The organism is Epilithonimonas sp. (assembly GCF_032054305.1).
Lineage (GTDB): Bacteria > Bacteroidota > Bacteroidia > Flavobacteriales > Weeksellaceae > Epilithonimonas.
Window position 1 is genome coordinate 72,961 of the sequence record NZ_DAMBSX010000007.1, and the last position, 20,202, is coordinate 93,162.

Annotated in this window: 21 protein-coding genes; 6 read left to right on the forward strand and 15 right to left on the reverse strand. The window is 35.7% G+C overall.

The features are described from left to right. Positions 1–192 precede the first annotated feature (192 nt). Positions 193–771, reverse strand: a complete 579-nt coding sequence (locus tag RTX21_RS15705) for a HupE/UreJ family protein (protein ID WP_312769085.1) — start codon at positions 769–771, stop codon at positions 193–195. 61 nt (positions 772–832) lie between these two features. Between RTX21_RS15705 and RTX21_RS15710 the strand changes: the two genes are divergently transcribed. After that, positions 833–1,336, forward strand: coding sequence for a DUF6702 family protein (locus RTX21_RS15710; protein WP_312769087.1), 504 nt, complete (start codon positions 833–835; stop codon positions 1,334–1,336). Between the two features lies 1 nt (position 1,337). On the opposite strand, the gene RTX21_RS15715 is transcribed toward RTX21_RS15710, so the two are convergent. The 12 genes from RTX21_RS15715 to RTX21_RS15770 form a co-directional block, all read right to left on the reverse strand. Further along, a complete protein-coding gene (locus RTX21_RS15715; protein WP_312769089.1) occupies positions 1,338–1,964 on the reverse strand; it encodes a TetR/AcrR family transcriptional regulator in 627 nt (208 codons plus the stop codon). A 262-nt stretch (positions 1,965–2,226) separates the two neighbouring features. After that, on the reverse strand, positions 2,227–2,943 hold the full coding sequence (gene pgl, locus RTX21_RS15720) for a 6-phosphogluconolactonase (protein ID WP_312769091.1): 717 nt from the start codon (positions 2,941–2,943) through the stop codon (positions 2,227–2,229). A gap of 14 nt (positions 2,944–2,957) precedes the next feature. Then, positions 2,958–4,439, reverse strand: coding sequence for a glucose-6-phosphate dehydrogenase (gene zwf / locus RTX21_RS15725; protein ID WP_312769094.1), 1,482 nt, complete (start codon positions 4,437–4,439; stop codon positions 2,958–2,960). A gap of 10 nt (positions 4,440–4,449) precedes the next feature. After that, entirely contained in the window at positions 4,450–5,868 is a 1,419-nt protein-coding gene (gene gndA / locus RTX21_RS15730; RefSeq protein ID WP_312769096.1) for an NADP-dependent phosphogluconate dehydrogenase, read from the reverse strand. A 155-nt stretch (positions 5,869–6,023) separates the two neighbouring features. Next, on the reverse strand, positions 6,024–6,899 hold the full coding sequence (locus RTX21_RS15735; RefSeq protein ID WP_312769099.1) for a pirin family protein: 876 nt from the start codon (positions 6,897–6,899) through the stop codon (positions 6,024–6,026). 147 nt (positions 6,900–7,046) lie between these two features. Then, the gene (locus RTX21_RS15740; RefSeq protein ID WP_312769101.1) at positions 7,047–7,631 is read right to left on the reverse strand and encodes a Crp/Fnr family transcriptional regulator; all 585 of its coding nucleotides are present in this window, start codon (positions 7,629–7,631) and stop codon (positions 7,047–7,049) included. A gap of 11 nt (positions 7,632–7,642) precedes the next feature. Next, positions 7,643–7,954, reverse strand: coding sequence for a hypothetical protein (locus RTX21_RS15745; RefSeq protein WP_312769103.1), 312 nt, complete (start codon positions 7,952–7,954; stop codon positions 7,643–7,645). A gap of 9 nt (positions 7,955–7,963) precedes the next feature. Beyond that, positions 7,964–8,311: a hypothetical protein gene (locus RTX21_RS15750; RefSeq protein ID WP_312769105.1), complete on the reverse strand. Its 348-nt coding sequence runs from the start codon at positions 8,309–8,311 to the stop codon at positions 7,964–7,966. 133 nt (positions 8,312–8,444) lie between these two features. Then, positions 8,445–9,065, reverse strand: a complete 621-nt coding sequence (locus RTX21_RS15755) for a dienelactone hydrolase family protein (protein WP_312769107.1) — start codon at positions 9,063–9,065, stop codon at positions 8,445–8,447. Between the two features lies 1 nt (position 9,066). Continuing rightward, the gene (locus RTX21_RS15760; RefSeq protein ID WP_312769109.1) at positions 9,067–10,020 is read right to left on the reverse strand and encodes a VOC family protein; all 954 of its coding nucleotides are present in this window, start codon (positions 10,018–10,020) and stop codon (positions 9,067–9,069) included. A gap of 48 nt (positions 10,021–10,068) precedes the next feature. Next, positions 10,069–10,365 carry a GNAT family N-acetyltransferase gene (locus tag RTX21_RS15765; protein WP_312769111.1) on the reverse strand — a complete coding sequence of 99 codons (297 nt, stop codon included), beginning with the start codon at positions 10,363–10,365 and terminating at the stop codon, positions 10,069–10,071. A gap of 60 nt (positions 10,366–10,425) precedes the next feature. After that, entirely contained in the window at positions 10,426–11,358 is a 933-nt protein-coding gene (locus RTX21_RS15770; RefSeq protein ID WP_312769113.1) for a ring-cleaving dioxygenase, read from the reverse strand. A gap of 250 nt (positions 11,359–11,608) precedes the next feature. On the opposite strand from RTX21_RS15770, the gene RTX21_RS15775 reads away from it, so the two are divergent. Then, positions 11,609–12,307, forward strand: coding sequence for a DUF1826 domain-containing protein (locus RTX21_RS15775; protein ID WP_312769253.1), 699 nt, complete (start codon positions 11,609–11,611; stop codon positions 12,305–12,307). A gap of 2 nt (positions 12,308–12,309) precedes the next feature. Here RTX21_RS15775 and RTX21_RS15780 read toward each other — a convergent pair whose 3' ends face one another. Beyond that, positions 12,310–12,603 carry a helix-turn-helix transcriptional regulator gene (locus RTX21_RS15780; RefSeq protein WP_312769115.1) on the reverse strand — a complete coding sequence of 98 codons (294 nt, stop codon included), beginning with the start codon at positions 12,601–12,603 and terminating at the stop codon, positions 12,310–12,312. Between the two features lie 174 nt (positions 12,604–12,777). On the opposite strand from RTX21_RS15780, the gene ccoN reads away from it, so the two are divergent. From ccoN to RTX21_RS15800, 4 genes are all read left to right on the forward strand, one after another. Further along, positions 12,778–15,057 (forward strand): cytochrome-c oxidase, cbb3-type subunit I, encoded by a 2,280-nt coding sequence (gene ccoN / locus RTX21_RS15785; protein WP_312769118.1) that lies wholly within the window; start codon positions 12,778–12,780, stop codon positions 15,055–15,057. A gap of 17 nt (positions 15,058–15,074) precedes the next feature. Beyond that, on the forward strand, positions 15,075–15,950 hold the full coding sequence (locus tag RTX21_RS15790) for a cbb3-type cytochrome c oxidase N-terminal domain-containing protein (RefSeq protein ID WP_312769120.1): 876 nt from the start codon (positions 15,075–15,077) through the stop codon (positions 15,948–15,950). 499 nt (positions 15,951–16,449) lie between these two features. After that, the gene (locus RTX21_RS15795) at positions 16,450–18,273 is read left to right on the forward strand and encodes a T9SS type A sorting domain-containing protein (protein WP_312769122.1); all 1,824 of its coding nucleotides are present in this window, start codon (positions 16,450–16,452) and stop codon (positions 18,271–18,273) included. Positions 18,274–18,358: 85 nt separating this feature from the next. Beyond that, complete coding sequence (locus tag RTX21_RS15800; RefSeq protein WP_312769124.1) at positions 18,359–19,222, forward strand: T9SS type A sorting domain-containing protein; 864 nt, start codon at positions 18,359–18,361, stop codon at positions 19,220–19,222. 132 nt (positions 19,223–19,354) lie between these two features. Here RTX21_RS15800 and RTX21_RS15805 read toward each other — a convergent pair whose 3' ends face one another. After that, positions 19,355–20,152 carry a Cof-type HAD-IIB family hydrolase gene (locus tag RTX21_RS15805; protein ID WP_312769126.1) on the reverse strand — a complete coding sequence of 266 codons (798 nt, stop codon included), beginning with the start codon at positions 20,150–20,152 and terminating at the stop codon, positions 19,355–19,357. Positions 20,153–20,202 lie beyond the last annotated feature (50 nt).

Here is a 20,202-nt window from a genome sequence, read left to right on the forward strand (position 1 = left end):
TTACCAGTCAAGATTAATTCTAAATAGCAGGACCTTAATACACAGAATTGCTCGCAGCCTGACTTGAGCGGACTCTTCGAGAACCTCAGAGTGACAATTCGGAGCCTTCGACAAGCACAGGATAAACTACATACGGAAAAGCTGCCTAAATTGAAATAATTGGTAAAACTGATTTTAAAATTAAATCGAGATTCAGAAAGGCAATCGTTCCAAAGTCATTTTTAGCGCCAATGCGAAAACACCCGAGGAAACAAATAGAATCCAGTCTTTTCTATTAACTCGGAAAATCTTGAGCAAGATGAAAAGTAGAATCAAAATCGCAACTACCAAAGCAATCTGTCCCAATTCCAATCCAATATTAAAGCCCAAAAGCGGAACGAAAATGCTCTGTTCTTTGGCCAGCATCATTCGGGCCGTGTTCGCAAATCCCATCCCGTGGATCAGTCCGAAGATCATTGCCAGATAATAGTTCATCCTCATCAGCGTTTTCTGATTATTTTTCATCAAAATATTATCCAACGACGTGATGACGATGGTCAAAGGAATTAGAAATTCTACCCAATTGCCAGGAACTCTCAAAACATTAAGCGAACTAAGCGCCAAAGTGATAGAATGCCCAATGGTAAAAGCGGTTACGAGAATCAGGATTTTTTTGAGATCGTTGTAAGAATATACGGCAATCAAAGCCAAAATAAAAAACTGATGGTCCAGCGCATCCAAAGAAATAATATGTTCCCAACCTAATTTCAGGTAAAAAATAAAATCCTGCATCCTGTCATTTTAAAAAGAATTACGAAAATAATGATTAATTTCGATTTAAATTTTGGGTCTGATGAAGAACTTTTTTTCTGCGGTTGTTGTTTTGTCTTTGTTTATAACGCTTTTTTCTTTCAGGGTTCATCCTTATCACGTTGGTTCTATGGAATTTAATTATAGCCAAAAGTCAAAAACCTTTGAAATTTCGGGACGGTTTTTCATGGATGATCTGGAGAATGCCATTAATAAAAAATATGGAAAAAATCTTCATTTTCTCAATCCGAAATCTGAAAAGGAAATGAATGAAGCTTTGAAAAATTATGCTTCAGAATACGTCAAACTGAAAGTGAACAACCAGTTTGTGAAAGTTAAATTTGTTGGTTATGAAGAAGATAAGGAAAGTGTTGATATTTTTCTGGAATCAGAAACCGTAGCTAATCCTAAAAAAGTGGAAACAGCTGTCAGTTTCTTGTATAATCTTTTCGATGACCAGATGAATATCATTCATATCGTCATCAACGGTCAACGTAAAAGTGAAAAACTGAATTATCCTGACCGTTATCTGTTTCAGGAATTTTAAGCTATTCTATATCATCATAAGTTTTATCCACAAGCATATTGAAAGCTTTTTTAATTTTATATCTACCTTCTTCAGTCTTCAAGTCTATTCCGCAAAAAACACTCCCATTGATCTCTGAATACAGATTAAGATAGTAAGCGCCCGAAATAAGAACCGCCATCACTGCACGGAAATCTTCACTTTTATCTTTGAAATATGAATCTGTAATACTTTTTAATAACAATTCACCATTTTCTTCTTGGCCTTCTGTCAGTTTTCTAAGTGATTGGCGTTCCTCTGAAAGTCGCCAGATCAGAATCTTTTGTAATTCCTTATTAGCTGAAACAAAATCAAATTGTTCAGATAGCATCTGCTTTGAGAATTCTCTCCCGCCATCCGTAATTTCTACAGCTGCATTTTCTTCTTTCACATTGGTCCAAAAATCCTGTGACTTGATATATTCGTCCAAAAGTTGTTCTAATCCACCAAAATAATTATAGATCAACTTCTTGTCAAGTCCTGCTGTAGTGGCAATATCATTTATTTTAAGATATTTGTAGCCTTTTGTTGTTAAGATTGCTCCAACAGCATTCAGAAACTGGTGTTTGCTCTTTTCTTTGTTTTTTTCACGACTATTTGTATTGCCCATCCTTAGTTTTTAAAACTAACCACAAAAATAATATTTTTTATTGTCACCATTTGGTGACTTTGATTATATTTGTGCAATCATAAGATCTTGCTTGGTTTTAATATAAAAAACTAAATTACTAATAGCCATGAAAACTCATTTTATATTTTTCAATTACAAATGAAATATGAATTGATAATTGGTCATTTATAATAAATTCTTGATAACTTTATGTTGTGAAAAAGCAGTGATCACGGTCACTGCTTTTTGTATTTGATAACTATTATTTTCTGTCTATTGCTTTATCATCTGTAAAAATCTGAAAACCTTCTTTTTTTTCAATGAGTTGCAAAGGATATAATTTGGGATTATATTCTCCGTTCAATACTTCATTCAAAGCGTGTTTCTTTGATTCTCCGAAGGCCACGACCAGAATATTTTCGGCTCTATTGATAATTGGTTCTGTCAAGGTAATTCTGAACATTTCCTGAGATCCCAGATAATAGGCATCCACCCATTTTTCTTTTTCGTTTAGAACAGGTTCACCTGGAAACAGAGAAGCCGTATGACCGTCATCACCCATCCCTAAAAGGATAAAATCAAAAATACCTTCGGCTCCCAGAACATTTCTGATCTGCGACTCATATTTTTTAGCATATTCTTTTGGTTCGATCCCTTCTTTATACATCGGAAAAATCTGAGCTCTATTGACTGGAACTTTATCCAAAAGCGTTTCGAGAGTCATTTTAAAGTTACTTTTATCATCATCCAAGGCAACCCATCTTTCATCGACCCAAAAAAAATAAAGCTTATTCCACTCTATTCTATTAGCATATTCTTCGGTTGCCAAGAGTTTGAAAATCGTTTTTGGAGAGGAGCCGCCGCTTAATGCGACCGTAAATTTATCATGTTTTTGGATAGCTTTTTCCGAAAGTTCAACAAATGTGTCAGCCGCTTTTCTATACAGCGTATCCAGATCATCAAATACCGTGATATTCATTTTATATTTTTAAATTAAACCCATTCGTGACCTTGTCTTTCAACTAGAGCATCACTATCTTCCGGTCCCCAGCTTCCTGCTTCATAATTTGGGAAAGAAGGATCTTTGGTTTTTTGCCAAGTTTCCTGAATAGTTTTCATAACATCCCAAGCTTCTTCTACCTGATCTGAACGCATAAATAAGGTCAGATCTCCCAACAGAGCTTCCAACAACAATGTTTCATAAGCTTCAGGTGTATCATTCTGGCAAGCAAAATTGTCAAAGATCATTTCAACAGGCTTTAATTCTAATGAAAGCCCTGGTTTCTTCGCCATAAACTGTAATCTGATGTCCATTTCCGGCTGAATATTGATGATCAACCTATTAGCGGACAAAAGCTGAGAAGTCTCTGAAAACGTGGAATGCGGAAGTGCCTTGAACTGAATTGTGATATAAGAATGTTTTTCTTTCATTTTTTTACCAGTCCGAACGTAGAAGGGAACATTCTGCCATCTTTCGTTATCAAGATAGAATTTTATCGCTGCAAAAGTTTCTGTATTAGAATCCGGGGCAATTCCTTCTTCTTGACGATAGCCTTTTGCCGCAACTCCATTAATTGTACCTTTTCCATATTGTCCCCTCACTGCATAATGATCAACTTTATCAGGAGAAATTCTACGAATCGATTTCAGAACATCCACTTTACGATTCCTGATCTCACTTGCTTCCAATGATACAGGAGGTTCCATGGAAACCATACAAAGGATTTGCAATAAATGATTCTGTATCATATCCCTAAGCGCTCCTGTCTGCTCATAGAAACTGGCTCTTGTCTCTACTCCAACTTCTTCTGCAACAGTGATCTGAACAGATTCTATATGTCTGTGATTCCATAAAGGTTCGAAAATTGAATTCCCGAATCTGAAAGCTAATATGTTCTGAACAGTTTCTTTTCCCAAATAATGATCGATGCGGTAAATCTGTTCTTCTTCAAATGTTTGTGACAACATATTATTCAGTTCGATCGCCGATGCTTTGTCATGCCCAAAAGGCTTTTCGATTATGATTCTGTCTTTTTTTGCATCAGAAGCAATTGAATTATTCTTAATATGAGCAGAAATAACCGAGACAAAATTAGGCGCAATTGACAAATAGAACAATCTATTTCCTCTTGTTCCATACACTCTGTCAAAACTTTCTAATTTCTGGGACAAATTTTCATAAGAACTATTCTCATCCAATTGATGCTGAAAATATGTAATATGGGCCTGAAAACCAGCCCAATCTTCAGCAATTACTTTTTTTCTTGAGAAGCTTTCCAGATTTTCCTTGATATAATTTCTAAATTTCTCATCCGTATTTTCTGCTCTTCCCAACGCTAAGATGTTGAAACCTTTTGGCATTCTTCCATCTATATATAAATTATAAAATGCAGGAAAAAGCTTTCTTTTTGCCAAATCTCCAGTTGCGCCAAAAATAATGATCGTAGTTGGCTGTAAAATTATGTGTTCGCTCATTTTCCTGATTTTAATTATTTACACTTTCCCAAGAAGTATGGAAAACCCCATCCCTATCAATTCTTTGGTAGGTATGTGCTCCAAAATAATCACGTTGCGCCTGAATCAAATTTACAGGAAGTGATTCTGTTGTATAAGCGTCAAGATATCCTAAAGCTGTCTGAATACCTAAACTTGGAATTCCATTTAATACAGCATAGGAAGCAGTTTTTCTTAATGAAGAAATTTTATTTTTTACGATTTCAGAAATGCCTTGATCCAATAAAATATTAGATAGATTCTCATCTTTAGAGTAAGCTTGATAGAATTTTTCTAACAAAACCGAGCGGATGATACAGCCGCCTCTCCAGATCTTCACAACATCTTTCAATGGAATTTCAAACTGATATTCCTCAGAAGCTTTTACCAATAACGCCAAACCTTGCGCATAACTGATCAAAGAAGCTAAATACAACGCATCACCAACTTCTTTGATGAACAATTCTGTATTTTCAGGTTTTGAAACCCCTTCTTTAGAATATAATTGAGATGCTTTTACCCTCTCATCTTTATAGGCAGACAAAATTCTTGAGGTTACTGCAATATCGATCGTAGGAATAGAAACCCCGATTTCCATAGCCTGCTCGGAAGTCCATTTCCCCGTTCCTTTTGCACCTGCTTTATCCAAGATCTTATCAACAAGATAAGCGTCTGTCAAATCATCTTTTTGTTGGAAAATATCTCTTGTGATCTCAATCAGGAAAGAGTTCATTTCACCTTCATTCCAGGCTTTGAAAACCTCGTAAAGCTGGTCATTATTAATATCGGCACCTTTTCTCAACAGATCATAGGCTTCACTTATCAATTGCATAATAGCATATTCGATTCCGTTGTGAACCATTTTCACATAATTTCCGGCAGAACCTTTGCCCATATAAGCTGTGCAAGCTTCACCATCAACTTTTGCTGAAATGGCTTCCAACATCGGCTGAAGAAGATTGAAAGCTTCCAGATCTCCGCCAGGCATTATACTCGGGCCTCTTCTAGCACCCTTTTCTCCGCCGGAAACCCCCATTCCCATGAAATGAAGATTTTTCGAAGCCAGATCTGCAATACGTCTATCAGTATCTTTGAAATATGAATTACCCGCATCGATCACAATATCGCCTTTGTCCAGTAGTGGTGTAATACTTTCCAATACCGCATCCACAGGTTTTCCCGCTGGAACCATTAAAATAATTTTTCTCGGGCTTTCCAGTGCAGATACAAATTCTTCCAAAGAAACTGTTCCTTTTACAATTGTTCCTTGCGTTGCACCATTGTGAAGCTCTTTTACTTTTTCTTCGTCGAGGTCAAATCCTGCAACTGAAAAGTTATTATCTGCTATATTATAGAGAAGATTTCGTCCCATTACTCCAAGACCAATAATCCCATAATTAAGTTTTTTCATTTTTTTAAATTAAGATTTATTTGATTTTTACAAACAATAAAATTACGGAAATGCCTCTCAGAAAAAAAATTATCTATAAAATTCTTTCGATTATTATTGTAGTTTTAATCCATCAAGATATTCCGTAAAATGTCTAAAATTATATTTAAGTGCCGTTACATTGTCATCGGAACTTCCATCAGCAAAATCTCTGTATTTTCTGAAGTTGATTTAATGTTCAAATCGGAAATATCCCAAACTCCGAAACCGTCTCTTTTTTCCAGTTTTTGACCTTCGATTTCTACACTTCCTTTTAGAATAAAAGCATAAACACCATTTCCTTTTTTCTTAATCTTATAATTGGTTTCGATATTATTTTCAAAGTTTCCTAAGTGAAACCAAGCATCCTGATGAATCCAAACGCCTTCGTCGTCTGCATTGGGAGAAAGAATCTGCTGGAATTGATTCTGACCTTTTGTTTTGTCTAAAGTAATCTGGTCATATCTTGGCGTTACATTTCTTTTGTTTGGATACACCCAGATTTGAAGAAATTTCACCAAACTGTCGTTATTTTTATTGAATTCGCTGTGCATAATTCCGGTTCCAGCACTCATCACCTGAATGTCTCCACTTTTAATAATCGCAGAATTTCCCATACTATCTTTATGTTCCAAATCACCCTCCAACGGAATGCTGATGATTTCCATATTGTCGTGTGGATGCGTTCCAAAACCTTTTCCCGCTTCTACTTTGTCGTCATTCAGAACTCGTAAAACCCCGAAGTGCATTCTTTCTGGATTATGATAATTCGCAAAACTGAATGTATGATTGCTCACCAACCAACCGTGGTCTGCTTTTCCTCTTGAATCTGCCTTGTGAAATACAGAATTATCTTTAATTTTTGAATCTGTATTCGGTAAATGATTGTATCCAATTGGTTCCAAAGGTTCTATCTCATCAATGTCATTTTTCATTGTGTTGCCCAATGAAGCGGATGCTACAAACATTCCTGTTCCCAATAATCCTTTCTTTAAAAAATCTTTTCTGTCCATATCTGCTGTTATTTATTCATTTTGATAGGACAAATTTAGGATGCTGAAAAAATCTGTGCATTTAACTAGTTTAATAAATCACTTCAGACAAAAAAAAATGCCTAATATTTTCATATTCAGCATTCATATAATTTTAAACGTATTGTTTTATTTCTGCTTATTCGCTAAACGCTTCCTAATCGTACTTACAAACTCTTTTGAAACACCAAGATAAGAAGCAATGTAATACTGCGCAACTCTCTGCGGAATGCTCGGATAAACTTTGATGAATTCCAAATATCGGTCGGATGCAGATTTTGAAATTGTATTCACCAAACGATTCTGCAGAGTGAAAAGATTTCTCTGAACCAGCATTCTGAAAACCCTTTCAAACTTTGGAATTTTCTGTAAAAGTTCTTCTTTTGTAGTCGGATTCAGCATATAGATTTCTGAATCTTCCAAAGTTTCAATATATAAATTGGACGGCTTTTGATTCTGGAAAGAAGCAATATCACTAATCCACCAATCTTCGATAGCGAACAAAATCGTGACCTCAAAGCCGTTATCATCAAGGTAATAAACCCGAACGCAACCTGTTTTAATGAAACCTTCGAATTGACAAACTTCGCCTTCCCTCAACAAAACTGTTTTCTTGGGAAAAGTCTGAAGCGTTAAATAATCAGTGAATATTTTTTCTTCATCTTCGCTAAGACTGATGAATCGGATAACGTTTTTGATGATATTGTCGAACATTGTTTGCAGTTTTACGACTGCAAATTAGGAAAAAGTGTGTAAACTTCGTTCTTTAATAATCCGCTTCCGCCACCGTAATGGTCAATTACTTTTACATCTTTGTCCAGATTTTCACAAAAAACTTTGATATCATTTTCAAATTTTTCTTCCAAACCGGAACTTAATAAAACAATATCTACCTTATTTTCTTTGATATATTCTAGACAAACATTTTCATCACTTTGGATTTCCGCTTTCCAGCCTTCATTATTTTCGATGATTCTTTTTAAAGTTTCAAGAATTTCCTGATTTTTTCCAATGACTAAAAAATTTAATGTTTTCATTTTTACAATTTATAAATGAATAAAAAGTGAAGTTCTTTCCTTCTTTTCGAGGTTTTTGGTTTTGTGACCTTTACCGGAAATATCTTCAACCAAAAGAATTCCTCCCGTTTGAAACTGTCTGATTTCTCCAAGCGAAGTTTCGATTTCCACGCCTCCATCCAACAATACAATATATTGCTTTTGTGGAGCGTGATGAAAATCGTAATCATAATCCGCAGAAACTTTTCTGAACTGAAGTTTTTTAACGGAAATATCATCAGACAAAAATCCAATTTCTTCCTGATTGATTAAAGAAATTTCGATGTCTTCGAAGTGAGATTCGCCATTTTCATCGGAGAATATTCTTGTGATTTTCATTTTGTGATTAATTTTTATTGGAGTTTAAAAGTATTTTAAATTCTCGCAGATTAATCAAATTCAGCAAATTTCATTTATCTCTGCTAATCAGAAAAATCTGCGAGAATATTTTTTAAAAGTTACTTAGAATAAATTATTTAAAAACAATAGAATTCGCCAGTTCAATTTCCTCCTGATTGATAGAATGTCCAAAATTGGCGTACACTTTTTCCGTAACATCAGCATTCATTTCCTTTAAAATATTAGCTGTCGCATACACTCTTTCTACCGGAACGTGGAAATCAGGATTGCTTGTTCCCAAGAAAATAGGAGTCTGTGCAAAATCGCCTTTATAATTTTCACGATTGATTTTTTCACCGATAACTCCACCGATAATCGCTACTGCTCCACCAAATCTTTGAGCATTTCTAGCTAAAAATTCCAAAGTCAAACACGCACCTTGCGAAAACCCGAAAAAGTAAATATTTTCTACTTTTATACCTGAACCTAAAGCAGTTTGGACCGTTTTCCCTACAGTCTCAATTGCTGATGACAACCAAGGTTCGTTTTGCTCTGCTGGTGCAATGAATGAAAATGGATACCAAGTTCCATTTGTTGCTTGTGGCGCCAGTAATGCGTAATCTTCTACATTCAGATGTTGAGATAAGCTCAAAATATCCTGTGCACTTCCGCCTCTTCCGTGAATCATTATTAAAACTTTTTCAGCTTCCTTCAATGATTTCCCGCCTGTTTTTATGTCTAAAATATGACTCATTTTATCTGTATTTTTCTGTCGGGTAATTAAATTTGGGTAAAACCTCAACCAAATGTTCTCTTTGCTCTTCAAACTGTGATGGCAGACTCAAATTTTCTCCCAGAGAATCCAATTCTTCATCTACATCAAAGCCCGGACCCGAAGTTGCGATTTCAAATAAAACACCACCCGGTTCTTTGAAATATACGGAAGTGAAGTATTTTCTGTCTTTCACTTCGGTATGTTCCAATCCGAATTGGTTTAATTTTTCAATCATTTCAAGCTGAGTTTCTGCATTCGGAGTAGCAAAAGCGACGTGATGAACCGTTCCTCTTCCCGCCAAACCTTTTAGAGCTGTTGGTGTGCATAGCAAATCGACATACTTTCCAGGTTTATCTTCTGTTCCAAATCTGAATCGGTCTGAACTTTCAGCAATTAATTTGTGGTCCATTTGAGTCGTCAAAAGTGCACCGGTTCTTTCATAAGCATCCAACCAAATTTCCACGTGATGAATTCCTTTAATCGCAAAATCTTTCGGAATGAATCCATTATCATAACCTTTTCTATCATCCTTTTCATTGAAAACCAATTCCAATCCCAATCCGTCAAAATCTTCCAGATAAATAAAAGCTTCACCCGAAAACCTTTGCTGAGGCTGTTTGAAAGGAATATTAAACTGTTCCAAACGGTTCGTCCAATAATCCAGCGCATCCATCGAAACTGAAAAAGCAGTTGTATTCAGCATTCCTTTGCCGTGTCTTCCATTGACTAAACCTTTTCCATACGGGAAAGTAGTCATAATCGTTCCCGGAGTTCCAAATTCATCTCCGAAATAGAAATGATAAACCTCGGAATAATCAAAGTTAACGGTCGTTTTTACCAACCGAAGTCCTAAAACTCCGGTGTAAAAATCTATATTTTCCTGCGTATCTCCTGTGATGGCTGTAACGTGATGAAGTCCTGTGATAAGTGACATTGTTTCTTGGTTTTTGGTTGATTGTTGATTGGTTATGGTCTTTAGATCTTATGCTTCTTCTTTGAACCAAACATCATTGTATTCTTCCGGATGGCGTTTGAATTGTGCATGAACGTATGGACAAAGCGGAACGATTTTCAGATCGTTTTCTCTGGCATAAGAAACCAATTGATTCAATAATAATTTGGCAAAACCTTTTCCTGCATATTCTTCATCAACTTCTGTGTGATAAACGGTTAATTTATCTTTGATGACAGAAATATCCATTTTTCCTGCTTTTTTATCGTCTGAGAAAAGCTGGATTTCGCCTTTCACATTTCCTAAAACTACTTTTGTTGTTTCCATTTTTTTGATTTTCAATTTGATAGTTTAAAATTATAACCTTTATAAGATTTGAGCGATGACTTATGATAACTTCGGCAGAACTTCTTCAATTCTTGCACGTAAAGGTTCGTGTTGTTTTGGAAGTTTTAAGCTGGTTCCTAATTCGTTCAAAGGCTCATCTACTGTAAATCCCGGATTATCAGTCGCTATTTCGAATAAAATACCACCTGGTTCACGGAAATACAATGAGTAGAAATAATCTCTGTCGATTTTCGGAGTGATACTCAGACCTGCGGACATTACTTTTTCACGGAATTCCATTAAAACATTGTCATCTTTCACTCGGAAAGCAACGTGGTGATTGGTTCCTGCTGCGTTTCTTCCTACCTGGATTTTATCATTTTCAATAATATCAACAAGATTAGCTGTTTCAATTGCATCGGTTGCAAATCTGTATCTCTCACCTTCCTGTTTTTGTAAATCGTATCCAAAAATATCTGTCAAAACTTTGATAGTCGGGTCAGCTTTTTTCAATGTTAAAGTGATGTTGTGAAAACCTTTCAAAGCATTTTCATCTTTAATATCATCGATTGTCCAAACCTTTCTGTCATCAGGTGTTGAAGGTTCGATGAACTGCAATTGTAAACCGTCCGGATCCTGAAACGAAATCAGTTTTTCACCGAAAATTTCACCTTCTTCAAAGTTTACATTAAATTGTTGAAATCTATTTTTCCAAAATTCCAGACTTCCTTTCGGAACAGAATATCCGATGTGAGTTGCCAAGCCTGAACCGTTGGTTCCTTTGCCAATTCCTTCCCAAGGGAAGAAAGTCAGAATCGTTCCCGGAGTTCCTTCCTCGTTTCCATAATAAAAATGATAAGTTCCCGGATCATCAAAGTTGACGGTTTTCTTTACCATTCTCAAGCCTAAAACCTGAGTATAAAAATCTAAATTTCTTTTTGCGTTGTCTGCAATTGCTGTGATGTGGTGCAGTCCTAATATTCTATTTTCCATTTTGTTGATTGTTTGATTTTGATATGACAAATTTATGGTGACAGAAAATGCTGGACATTTAACTAGTTTAATAAATCACAATTTTAATTTTTTTATTATCAATAATCTGAAAGTTTACCATTATCATTTGATTCGGCTCTTATACAAGTATGCTTATAACCAAACGTGCATTTATTTTAACAACAATATGCAGCAAAGACATCTGAATCTGCTATTTTTGCAGGAAACTATTAAATTATTTTTTGAAAATATGAGCATTACGCCTTCTGAGAAAAATCAAATTGGAATTGTTTCTTCTTTTTCTGAACTTGTAAACACCAATTTCCAAGGAGTTATGAATGCTATTTGCTGGAATAGGAATTTGAATGGTGATTTTAAAGAAATAGTGTCTGAACTTAAATTAAAAGAAAATATCACAGAAGTTACAATTGAAGACCTCTCCTCCCTTCAGCTATCCAAAAACGGACATATTGCAAGAGAAATAATTTTAAATGACATACAATTATTAAGTGATTTCGGGGCATTGCCTTCACTAAATTTGCTTAAAAACTATGAACGAGATGAGGAACTCGACTTCTTTTCAACAGATGTTTACTCCTATCATGTCGACCGTTCTCCTATTCCCACAAGTACATTTTTATGTACTTATTATGGAGCTGCAAGTGATATTTTGCCAAATGAACAGGCAATCCAAAAAATTCTGATTCCCGAGATCCGAGAAAAGCTTAAAGAATTGCATAATGGTACTGAAGAGGAATTTGAAACTTTTTTGGAGGAATATTATTTTGATTTGCATTATCAGCCAAAGCCTAATGCAAAGCCCATAAATTTAGGAATAGGACATCTTTGGAGATTAGCAGTTGACAATCCGCATCAAGAGGTTTTGCCATGCATCCATCGAGCTCCTAAAGAAAATGATGGTGAATATAGACTGCTTTTGATTTGCTGAAACTACAATAATTCTCCAGGTATAGATATATTATTTTTCTTCATAAAGTCAAGCAGCTCATTATACTTAGATTCATAATGATTTCCACCACATTGGTCAGATATGCTGCAAACATCTGATGGTTTGATGTCTAATATAGTTGAAACTTTAGTTAAAATATCGAGATTGATCTTGACTTTAGAATTCTCGATATCCGAATAGGCTTTTTGTGAAATACCCATTTCAAAAGCCATATATTCCTGAGTTAAATCTTTATCTCTTCTTATTTTTCTGATATTTTTCCCACACAATTCCATCGTTTTGATTTTTAGTAGTTTTCGGTATAGTTTAGAAGTAAATCTATTAGCAGTACACAAAGCTACAAAATACCTTTGTCAAAATATAAAACGAGACTATGATATTTATTTCGATTAATAGAGCATCCTAAAAGCTTTTCGAAATAAAATTATTATCGACCTCAAAACGTATATATGGAGACACAAAAGTTTAATTATGACAATAATATTGTCAGAGCATTTCTCTATGCGACAGTAGCATTTGGAATCATTGGTTTTATCCTGGGGCTTACAGCAGCTCTGATGTTGTTTTATCCAGAATTGCCAGAGTTTTTATTTGGAACAGATGATACAACTATTCAGAGTTTACGAAGCGGTAATATCCAAGGATTGATCAATTCTCAAGGTGCAATGGGCTTTGGCAGAATCAGAATGCTGCATACTAGTGCAGTGATTTTCGCTTTTGTATGTAATTCTTTTTTTTGTGGTGCTTATTACAGTATGCAAAGACTTTTGAAAACCAGAATGTACAGCGATACATTGTCTTGGATTCATTTCTGGAGTTGGCAATTGATGATCATTGCCGTGGTCATTACATTTTTAATGGGAATCAATACATCAAAAGAATATGCTGAGCACGAGTGGCCAATCGATATTCTGATTACAATCTCTTGGATAATTTTCGGAATCAATATGTTTGGAACAATTCTGAAACGAAGAGTTCGACATTTGTATGTTGCCATTTGGTTTTACATTGGAACTTGGATTGCTGTTGCGATGCTTCATATTTTCAATAATCTGGAAGTTCCATTATCATTCACAAGCTGGAAATCCTATTCAGCTTATGCAGGAGTAAAAGACGCTCTGGTACAATGGTGGTACGGTCATAATGCTGTTGCATTTGTTCTGACGACGCCTGTTTTAGGATTGATGTATTATTTCTTACCAAAAGCAGCTAATCGTCCCGTGTTTTCTTATAAATTATCCATTATTCACTTCTGGTCATTGATCTTTGTCTATCTATGGGCAGGACCTCATCATCTTCAATACACTTCTTTACCAGCTTGGGCTCAGGCAGTAGGAACAGGATTTTCTATAATGCTGATTGCACCATCCTGGGGCGGAATGTTGAATGGACTTTTAACCTTGCGAGGTGCCTGGGATAAAGTCCGAGAAGAACCTATTCTCAAATTCTTTGTGGTAGCAGTTACGTGCTATGGAATGGCAACATTTGAGGGCCCACTATTGGCAACTAAATCACTAAACAAAATTGGGCATTATACAGATTGGGTCATTGGCCATGTACATTTGGGTGCATTGGGATGGAACGGTTTTATGGCATTCGGAGTTATCTATTATTTGGTTCCGATCATGTGGAGAAATGAACTGTGGTCTAAAAAACTCGCTAACTGGCATTTTTGGTTAGGAACCTTTGGAATTATTTTCTACGCTGTTCCAATGTATATCGCAGGTTTTACACAAGGTCTGATGTGGAAACAATTCAATCCGGACGGGACTTTGGTTTATAAAAATTGGTTGGATACAGTAACCGCTATTCTTCCCTACTTCAAAATGAGATTTTTAGGTGGTCTATTTTATCTCGGAGGAGCAATTTTAATGGTAATCAATGTTTATAAAACAATTAGATCAGGTTCGTTTCAAAAGAATGTTCCCGCTGAAGCACCTGCTCTTGCCAATGTTAGTCAAAATAGGAAACAAGGAGAAGGATTCCATCTTTGGTTGGAGAGAACGCCACATATTTTATCTGTTTTTGCATTTGTTGCAATAGCCATTGGAGGAATTATAGAAATTGTTCCAACCCTTACTCTACAAAGCAATGTACCACAGATATCAGCCGTAAAACCATATTCGCCTCTTGAACTGGAAGGTCGCGACCTTTATGTGCGCGAAGGTTGCAACTCCTGCCATTCTCAGATGATCAGACCTTTCCGTGATGAGGTGATGCGGTTTGACGGTAAGAACGGCCAATATTCGAAAGCAGGAGAATTTGTCTATGATAGACCCTTTTTATGGGGATCAAAAAGAACAGGACCAGATTTACATCGTGAAGGGCAAAGAAATCCCGACTCTTGGCACTTCAAACATATGTATAATCCAAGGATCACTTCGGCAGGTTCTATCATGCCACGTTTTCCTTGGTTGATTACCAACAAACTGGACCGTTCCCAAATGGTGAATAAATTAATATTGATGAAAAATAGTTTTGACATCCCATACAAAAAAGCTGAAATCGATTCTGCAAATCAGTGGGCGGACAATCAGGCAAAAGGAATAGTTAAAAGAATCTTTTCTGAAGCTGCAGATCTAAAAGACCAGATGAAACAAGAAAAAGAAGCAAAAGGAAATGCTTTTATCCCGCTTGAACAAAGAGAAATCATTGCTATGATAGCCTATCTGCAAAGATTAGGAACTGATATCAAAACTACTGAAATCAAAACTGCAAGTATAGAATAATCTGAAAATCAATTGAAATGAAAACTAGAACCCCAATTTCCATATATATCGTTACTGCTGTAATTTCAATATTCATAATTTTCGAAGTGTCTGATGATTCCAATTACATGATGTCTCCGTTATTCTGGGGGCTGATCGTAGTTGTCACTCTTCTTCTGTTCATAATGAATTCTATAGGAGATCTGGTGGAAAACGCAAATTTCAAACTTTTATCTGACGCAGAAAAAGAAGAATATCTGAAAGAGAGATCAATTCCTTATTTCCGGAAACTATGGGATTCTGCTTTCAAAAAACAATCGGCAAAAGAAGAAAAAGAAATTTTGATCGACCACGGCTTCGATGGCATTACGGAACTTGACAATGCATTACCGAAATGGTGGCTCGGATTGTTTTATTTTACCATTGTATCTTGTGCTATTTATTTAGTTGCGTTTGCCTTTACAGATTATGCTCACCCCGATGTAGAATATCAGGAGGAAGCCAAATTCCAGCTCGCCTCAATCAGGGAATATGAAAAAATAGCACCTGCAATAAACTTAGAAACAGCAACTTACAACGCTGAAAACATAGCAGAAGGTGAGCAAATATTCAAAACCAATTGTGTTTCATGTCACTCAGACAATGGAAAAGGTGGAATTGGACCAAATCTTACTGACAGAAATTGGATCAATATCAAACAGAAAAGTCTTTTCAAAAATGTTTTCTGGATGCTTGAAAATGGTTCCCCAAACAATCCTACGATGCGACCTTTTATAAAGGAAGGAATCATTACGGGAAGAGATGCAGAGAAAGTAGCAGCATACATCTACCACATCAATCAGGAAAAATCTCCAATTACAGAAGCTCAAGGCGGTGCAGCGCCACAAGGTGAGGAAGCACACTGGGAAGAATAAGTGTAAGGAGAATAACCCAGAAAAATCATTAAACTAATAACAAATTAGCATATATGCAAACACAACTCTTCCGTTTTACTGAGAGAGCAAAATTACGCCACTTGTAATCAAGTGGCTTTTTAATTTGAAATAGTATAAGCACAAGATTAAAAACCAAACTTGTACCATGAAGTAGCGTGATTCAGAATCTGCAAAATTAGTCAATCAACGGATTATTTAAGAACGAGCTGACAGTACATTAGAAAATAACCTAGCCTTAAAAACATCTGATACTGATCATTATCATCAGCTTTCCCATGTTCAAAACAGTTAAAAAGAAGGTTTATAAGCAGCCAAGCGATAAAAGAAACAAAAACAGCTTCAAAATATTAATAATCAAATTATTAAATAATTTTTTCCACTATCAAAATCATAAATTTTCTCTAATAAAGCTATTCAAAACTTTGTTTTCTCTTAAAATAGGATATACTTTCGTCTTGTTTAAAAATTTAATTTGGAAATGAAGAAATTCTATTATTTGATCATTGCATTCTTTGCTATTGCAAATGCAGATCTCAATGCTCAGACTTGTAACACCGTTAGTAGTTTTCCTTTTAAGGAAACTTTTGAAGCCGACAGCCCGAGCCGTTCTTGCTGGACACAACAGGTCATCGGCGGACATTATCCCAGTTATGATGGCTGGGTTTATAAAAAAGGTTCAGCAGGCGGTGTAGATTACAACATTGTGAATGCACACTCTGGACTATTGAATGCAACCGCTCAGATTGCAGCCAATTCTCCTGATGCAAAGGTTAGACTGATAAGCCCAATAATGGATGTTACAGGATTACAGACACCAACGGTTTCATTTTTTATGGGACAAGAGGCTTGGGGAATCTTTCAGAATACCCTTAATGTTTATTACCGCATCTCTCCTACTTCTGAGTGGAAAGTACTTAAAAATTTCATGTTCAATGTTCCGGACTGGAAACAAGCGGTTTTGAGCTTACCGGAAAAATCATCTACACTACAAATCTGTTTTGAAGCGGTGATGAAAACCGGAAGATCGAATGTTCTTGATGATATTGTTATAGGAAACAGTGACAGTGTGGAAAATTATCCTTCTGCTTGCGCACCATCTACACCAAGCAACAATTTTGAAACAGGGGCCGGTGATCTAAAACTTCTTTATCTTGCCAATGATTTCAATGTTGGAGCGCATACCGACCTTACTTTAACCAATATTATTCTTAATACAATTGATATAGGTGGAATCGAGTCTTTTGCCATTTACATTATGAATGGTGGCACAGGTTATGGAATGCCGGATGGGACAATCGCAGCTTATGAGGGAATTACCCCGAATTCCATTGTAGATTTGAATGAACGAGAGGGATATACTTTTAGAAAAAATACTTTCAATCTTCCTGAGCCTGTTGTTCTATCAGGTGGTGCTACGGGATCAAGATATTGGCTAGTTGTAAAAGTGATCAACAAAGATGAAACGAATCCATCATTTTGGGAATCCACTTCAATTAGAAATAGCGGAAAAGAAATGTATTATAGTGGAGATGGACAAACCAACTGGAAAGCTGTGACCAATGGTGCAGACGGTGTATTCACATTGATTGGAAGTTGTGTTGACACCGACCCAACTGACAGCTATTGTACCCCGAGATTCAACTTCCTGATGCCAATAGATAATGTAAAAATCGGAACTATCAACAATGCGTCAACAGCTAACGTTGCATATGAGGATTTCTCTGCAATCAAAACGGATCTTGAAAGAGGGGAAACTTATCCAATCACGATCAATGCACAAACTTATAATAGCTCATCCAGTCAAGCCATAACAGCTTTTATCGACTGGAACCAAAACGGATTTCTAGGAGATGAAGGAGAAATTTATAATCTTGGAAAAGTTGCTACATCCAATGGTAATACAATCACCTATCAACTTCCTATCCCATTATCCGCTAAGTTAGGTGATACAAAAATGAGGATTATTTCAGAAGCTTTCAACTATCCAACTTATTCCTGCAGTGTTTTTGATCAGGGACAGGCAGAGGATTATACGGTAACAGTTCTGAAAGAAACACTTGCAGTTTCAGAAAGTGATAAAAAAATCAGCACAATCATTTTCCCTAATCCTGCAAAAAATATAGTTACTATCAAAAATGAATCAGAGTTGACAAAAGCTGAAATCATCGACATGAATGGAAGAAAAGTATTGGATTCAAATTCCAAAACCATCGATGTATCCAACCTTTCAACAGGTCAATATATTATTAAAATGAGTTTCAAAAACGGAATGACCGACACTCAGAAATTGATCAAGCAGTAAAATCTTCATCATAATTATTTTTTTAATGATGTCCTGCCGAAGGGCTGGGCATCATTTCTTTTTTAACTTTTAAATCATTTAACATATGAAAAAACTATATTTTCTAACTCTTTTAGGATATGCAACTTCATTTTTCGGACAGGCAACTGTACCTCCTTACACTCAGGAGTTTACTACTTTTCCATTGACCAATTGGTACCTTGGTTATGCATTCAATGCTAATGTTGGAAACGGACCAACCAATACTTCTACTAACTATTGGCAGCAGAAACCATTTCTTGGTAATACTTCTGCAAACGACCCATCATTGTGTATCAATCTTTTTACAGCTAATGTTTCTGCTTGGGCCATTACTAACGCTTTTGATCTTTCTGGCGGCGATTATGAAATATCTTTTGATTATGCAACTGCCAATGGACCATTCATGACCAATCCAAACGGCCCAGCTCCCCAAGTGGAATCAACAGACAAATTCAAAATTCTTATCACACCTGATAACGGAACGACATGGCAAGAACTAGAAAGCTGGGATAACCCGAATATGACAATTTCTAATGAAAGAAATACTATTACAATTGATGTTTCTGCTTATAAAGGTAATAATGTAAAATTTGCATTCTACGCATCCGATGGTACCACATTCGTTGCGGCAGCTAACTATCGTATATTTGTTGATAATTTTAAAGTTCAGGCAAAGCAGATAATGGCTGCTTCTGATATTACTAAATCAAACACTTTCCAAGTTTATCCAAACCCTACGGTTGATAAAGTTTCTGTAAGAACTGAAAAAATCGTAAAAGAAATAGGACTGTATGATTCTACAGGAAGAAAACTTCAATCTACGACTTCAAAGATGCTAGATTTAAGCAAATATTCTAAAGGAATATATCATTTAAAAATAAATTTCTCAGACAGTACTATGGCAACTCAGAAAGTTGTAAAACTATAACGATTTTGAGCCATAATGTTTGGCTCAAGCAAAGCAGACCATCAATAAAAGTAAAAATACGACCGGAAAGAATTGACAATCATTTTCTTTCCGGTTTTTTATTTCCAGACAATTGTGCAGAGAATAATTACATTACGATTTCAAATAGTTACTTATAATTTCCAAAACACCAAAATGATCATTATTCCCAGCCTCATAATTGGCCACTTCCTTTACCTCAGGATGCGCATTTTCCATCGCATAAGAATATTTTGAATTTTTAAGCATCTGGATATCATTCATATAATCGCCAAAAGCCATTGTTTGCGACGGTAAAATATTAAGCTTTTTCTGAATTATTTCTAAAGCTTTTCCTTTATTGATATTGCGGTTCATCACATCAACCCAATATTTTCCGGAAACGACAACCTCCAGATTTCCATCTTCAAAATGTTTCAGAAAAGGATAAATATTTTTTTCAGAACCTTCCGGATGATAAATAGCAATCTTAAAAGCATCATCATCAACTTCCATAGTCAAATCATCAACTTTCTGATTTTCTGTGTAATATCTGGTAAAATAATTAACAAAGGTTTCATCATCACTTTCGTAATACGCTTTCTTCTTGGCAGAAAGTACCGCTCTCGCATCAGGAATTTTCCGGATGGTTTTAATGATATCGATGACAAACTGATGTTTTAATTTGTCTGCAAATAACTCTTCATTTTTGTAAACAACATAGCCACCATTTTCCGCTATAAAACCAATTTCATCTTCAATTTCTGTAAAATACTGCGTAATTCCGTGCATTTGTCTTCCGCTTGCAGGCACAAAAAGGATATTTCTCTTTTTCAATTCCTGGTAAATCTGAGGAAAATCCGGACTTACTTCGTATTGAGAATTTAGAAAAGTCCCGTCCATATCTGTGACAATCAGTTTAATGTCGTTCATAAATTTAATTTTTAGAAAAATCGGCTGATTTTCTATGATTAGTAAAAGCA

What these genes read in the sequence shown, in the direction of transcription:
- RTX21_RS15715 (WP_312769089.1), bottom strand. Translation starts at nt 1,964, where the DNA reads ATGGGCAATACAAATAGTCGTGAAAAAAACAAAGAAAAGAGCAAACAC.
- ccoN (WP_312769118.1), top strand. Translation starts at nt 12,778, where the DNA reads ATGGAGACACAAAAGTTTAATTATGACAATAATATTGTCAGAGCATTT.
- RTX21_RS15705 (WP_312769085.1), bottom strand. Translation starts at nt 771, where the DNA reads ATGCAGGATTTTATTTTTTACCTGAAATTAGGTTGGGAACATATTATT.
- zwf (WP_312769094.1), bottom strand. Translation starts at nt 4,439, where the DNA reads ATGAGCGAACACATAATTTTACAGCCAACTACGATCATTATTTTTGGC.
- RTX21_RS15755 (WP_312769107.1), bottom strand. Translation starts at nt 9,065, where the DNA reads ATGAGTCATATTTTAGACATAAAAACAGGCGGGAAATCATTGAAGGAA.
- RTX21_RS15760 (WP_312769109.1), bottom strand. Translation starts at nt 10,020, where the DNA reads ATGTCACTTATCACAGGACTTCATCACGTTACAGCCATCACAGGAGAT.
- gndA (WP_312769096.1), bottom strand. Translation starts at nt 5,868, where the DNA reads ATGAAAAAACTTAATTATGGGATTATTGGTCTTGGAGTAATGGGACGA.
- RTX21_RS15750 (WP_312769105.1), bottom strand. Translation starts at nt 8,311, where the DNA reads ATGAAAATCACAAGAATATTCTCCGATGAAAATGGCGAATCTCACTTC.
- RTX21_RS15740 (WP_312769101.1), bottom strand. Translation starts at nt 7,631, where the DNA reads ATGTTCGACAATATCATCAAAAACGTTATCCGATTCATCAGTCTTAGC.
- RTX21_RS15805 (WP_312769126.1), bottom strand. Translation starts at nt 20,152, where the DNA reads ATGAACGACATTAAACTGATTGTCACAGATATGGACGGGACTTTTCTA.
- RTX21_RS15710 (WP_312769087.1), top strand. Translation starts at nt 833, where the DNA reads ATGAAGAACTTTTTTTCTGCGGTTGTTGTTTTGTCTTTGTTTATAACG.
- RTX21_RS15800 (WP_312769124.1), top strand. Translation starts at nt 18,359, where the DNA reads ATGAAAAAACTATATTTTCTAACTCTTTTAGGATATGCAACTTCATTT.
- RTX21_RS15770 (WP_312769113.1), bottom strand. Translation starts at nt 11,358, where the DNA reads ATGGAAAATAGAATATTAGGACTGCACCACATCACAGCAATTGCAGAC.
- RTX21_RS15735 (WP_312769099.1), bottom strand. Translation starts at nt 6,899, where the DNA reads ATGGACAGAAAAGATTTTTTAAAGAAAGGATTATTGGGAACAGGAATG.
- RTX21_RS15780 (WP_312769115.1), bottom strand. Translation starts at nt 12,603, where the DNA reads ATGGAATTGTGTGGGAAAAATATCAGAAAAATAAGAAGAGATAAAGAT.
- RTX21_RS15775 (WP_312769253.1), top strand. Translation starts at nt 11,609, where the DNA reads ATGAGCATTACGCCTTCTGAGAAAAATCAAATTGGAATTGTTTCTTCT.
- RTX21_RS15790 (WP_312769120.1), top strand. Translation starts at nt 15,075, where the DNA reads ATGAAAACTAGAACCCCAATTTCCATATATATCGTTACTGCTGTAATT.
- RTX21_RS15765 (WP_312769111.1), bottom strand. Translation starts at nt 10,365, where the DNA reads ATGGAAACAACAAAAGTAGTTTTAGGAAATGTGAAAGGCGAAATCCAG.
- RTX21_RS15745 (WP_312769103.1), bottom strand. Translation starts at nt 7,954, where the DNA reads ATGAAAACATTAAATTTTTTAGTCATTGGAAAAAATCAGGAAATTCTT.
- pgl (WP_312769091.1), bottom strand. Translation starts at nt 2,943, where the DNA reads ATGAATATCACGGTATTTGATGATCTGGATACGCTGTATAGAAAAGCG.
- RTX21_RS15795 (WP_312769122.1), top strand. Translation starts at nt 16,450, where the DNA reads ATGAAGAAATTCTATTATTTGATCATTGCATTCTTTGCTATTGCAAAT.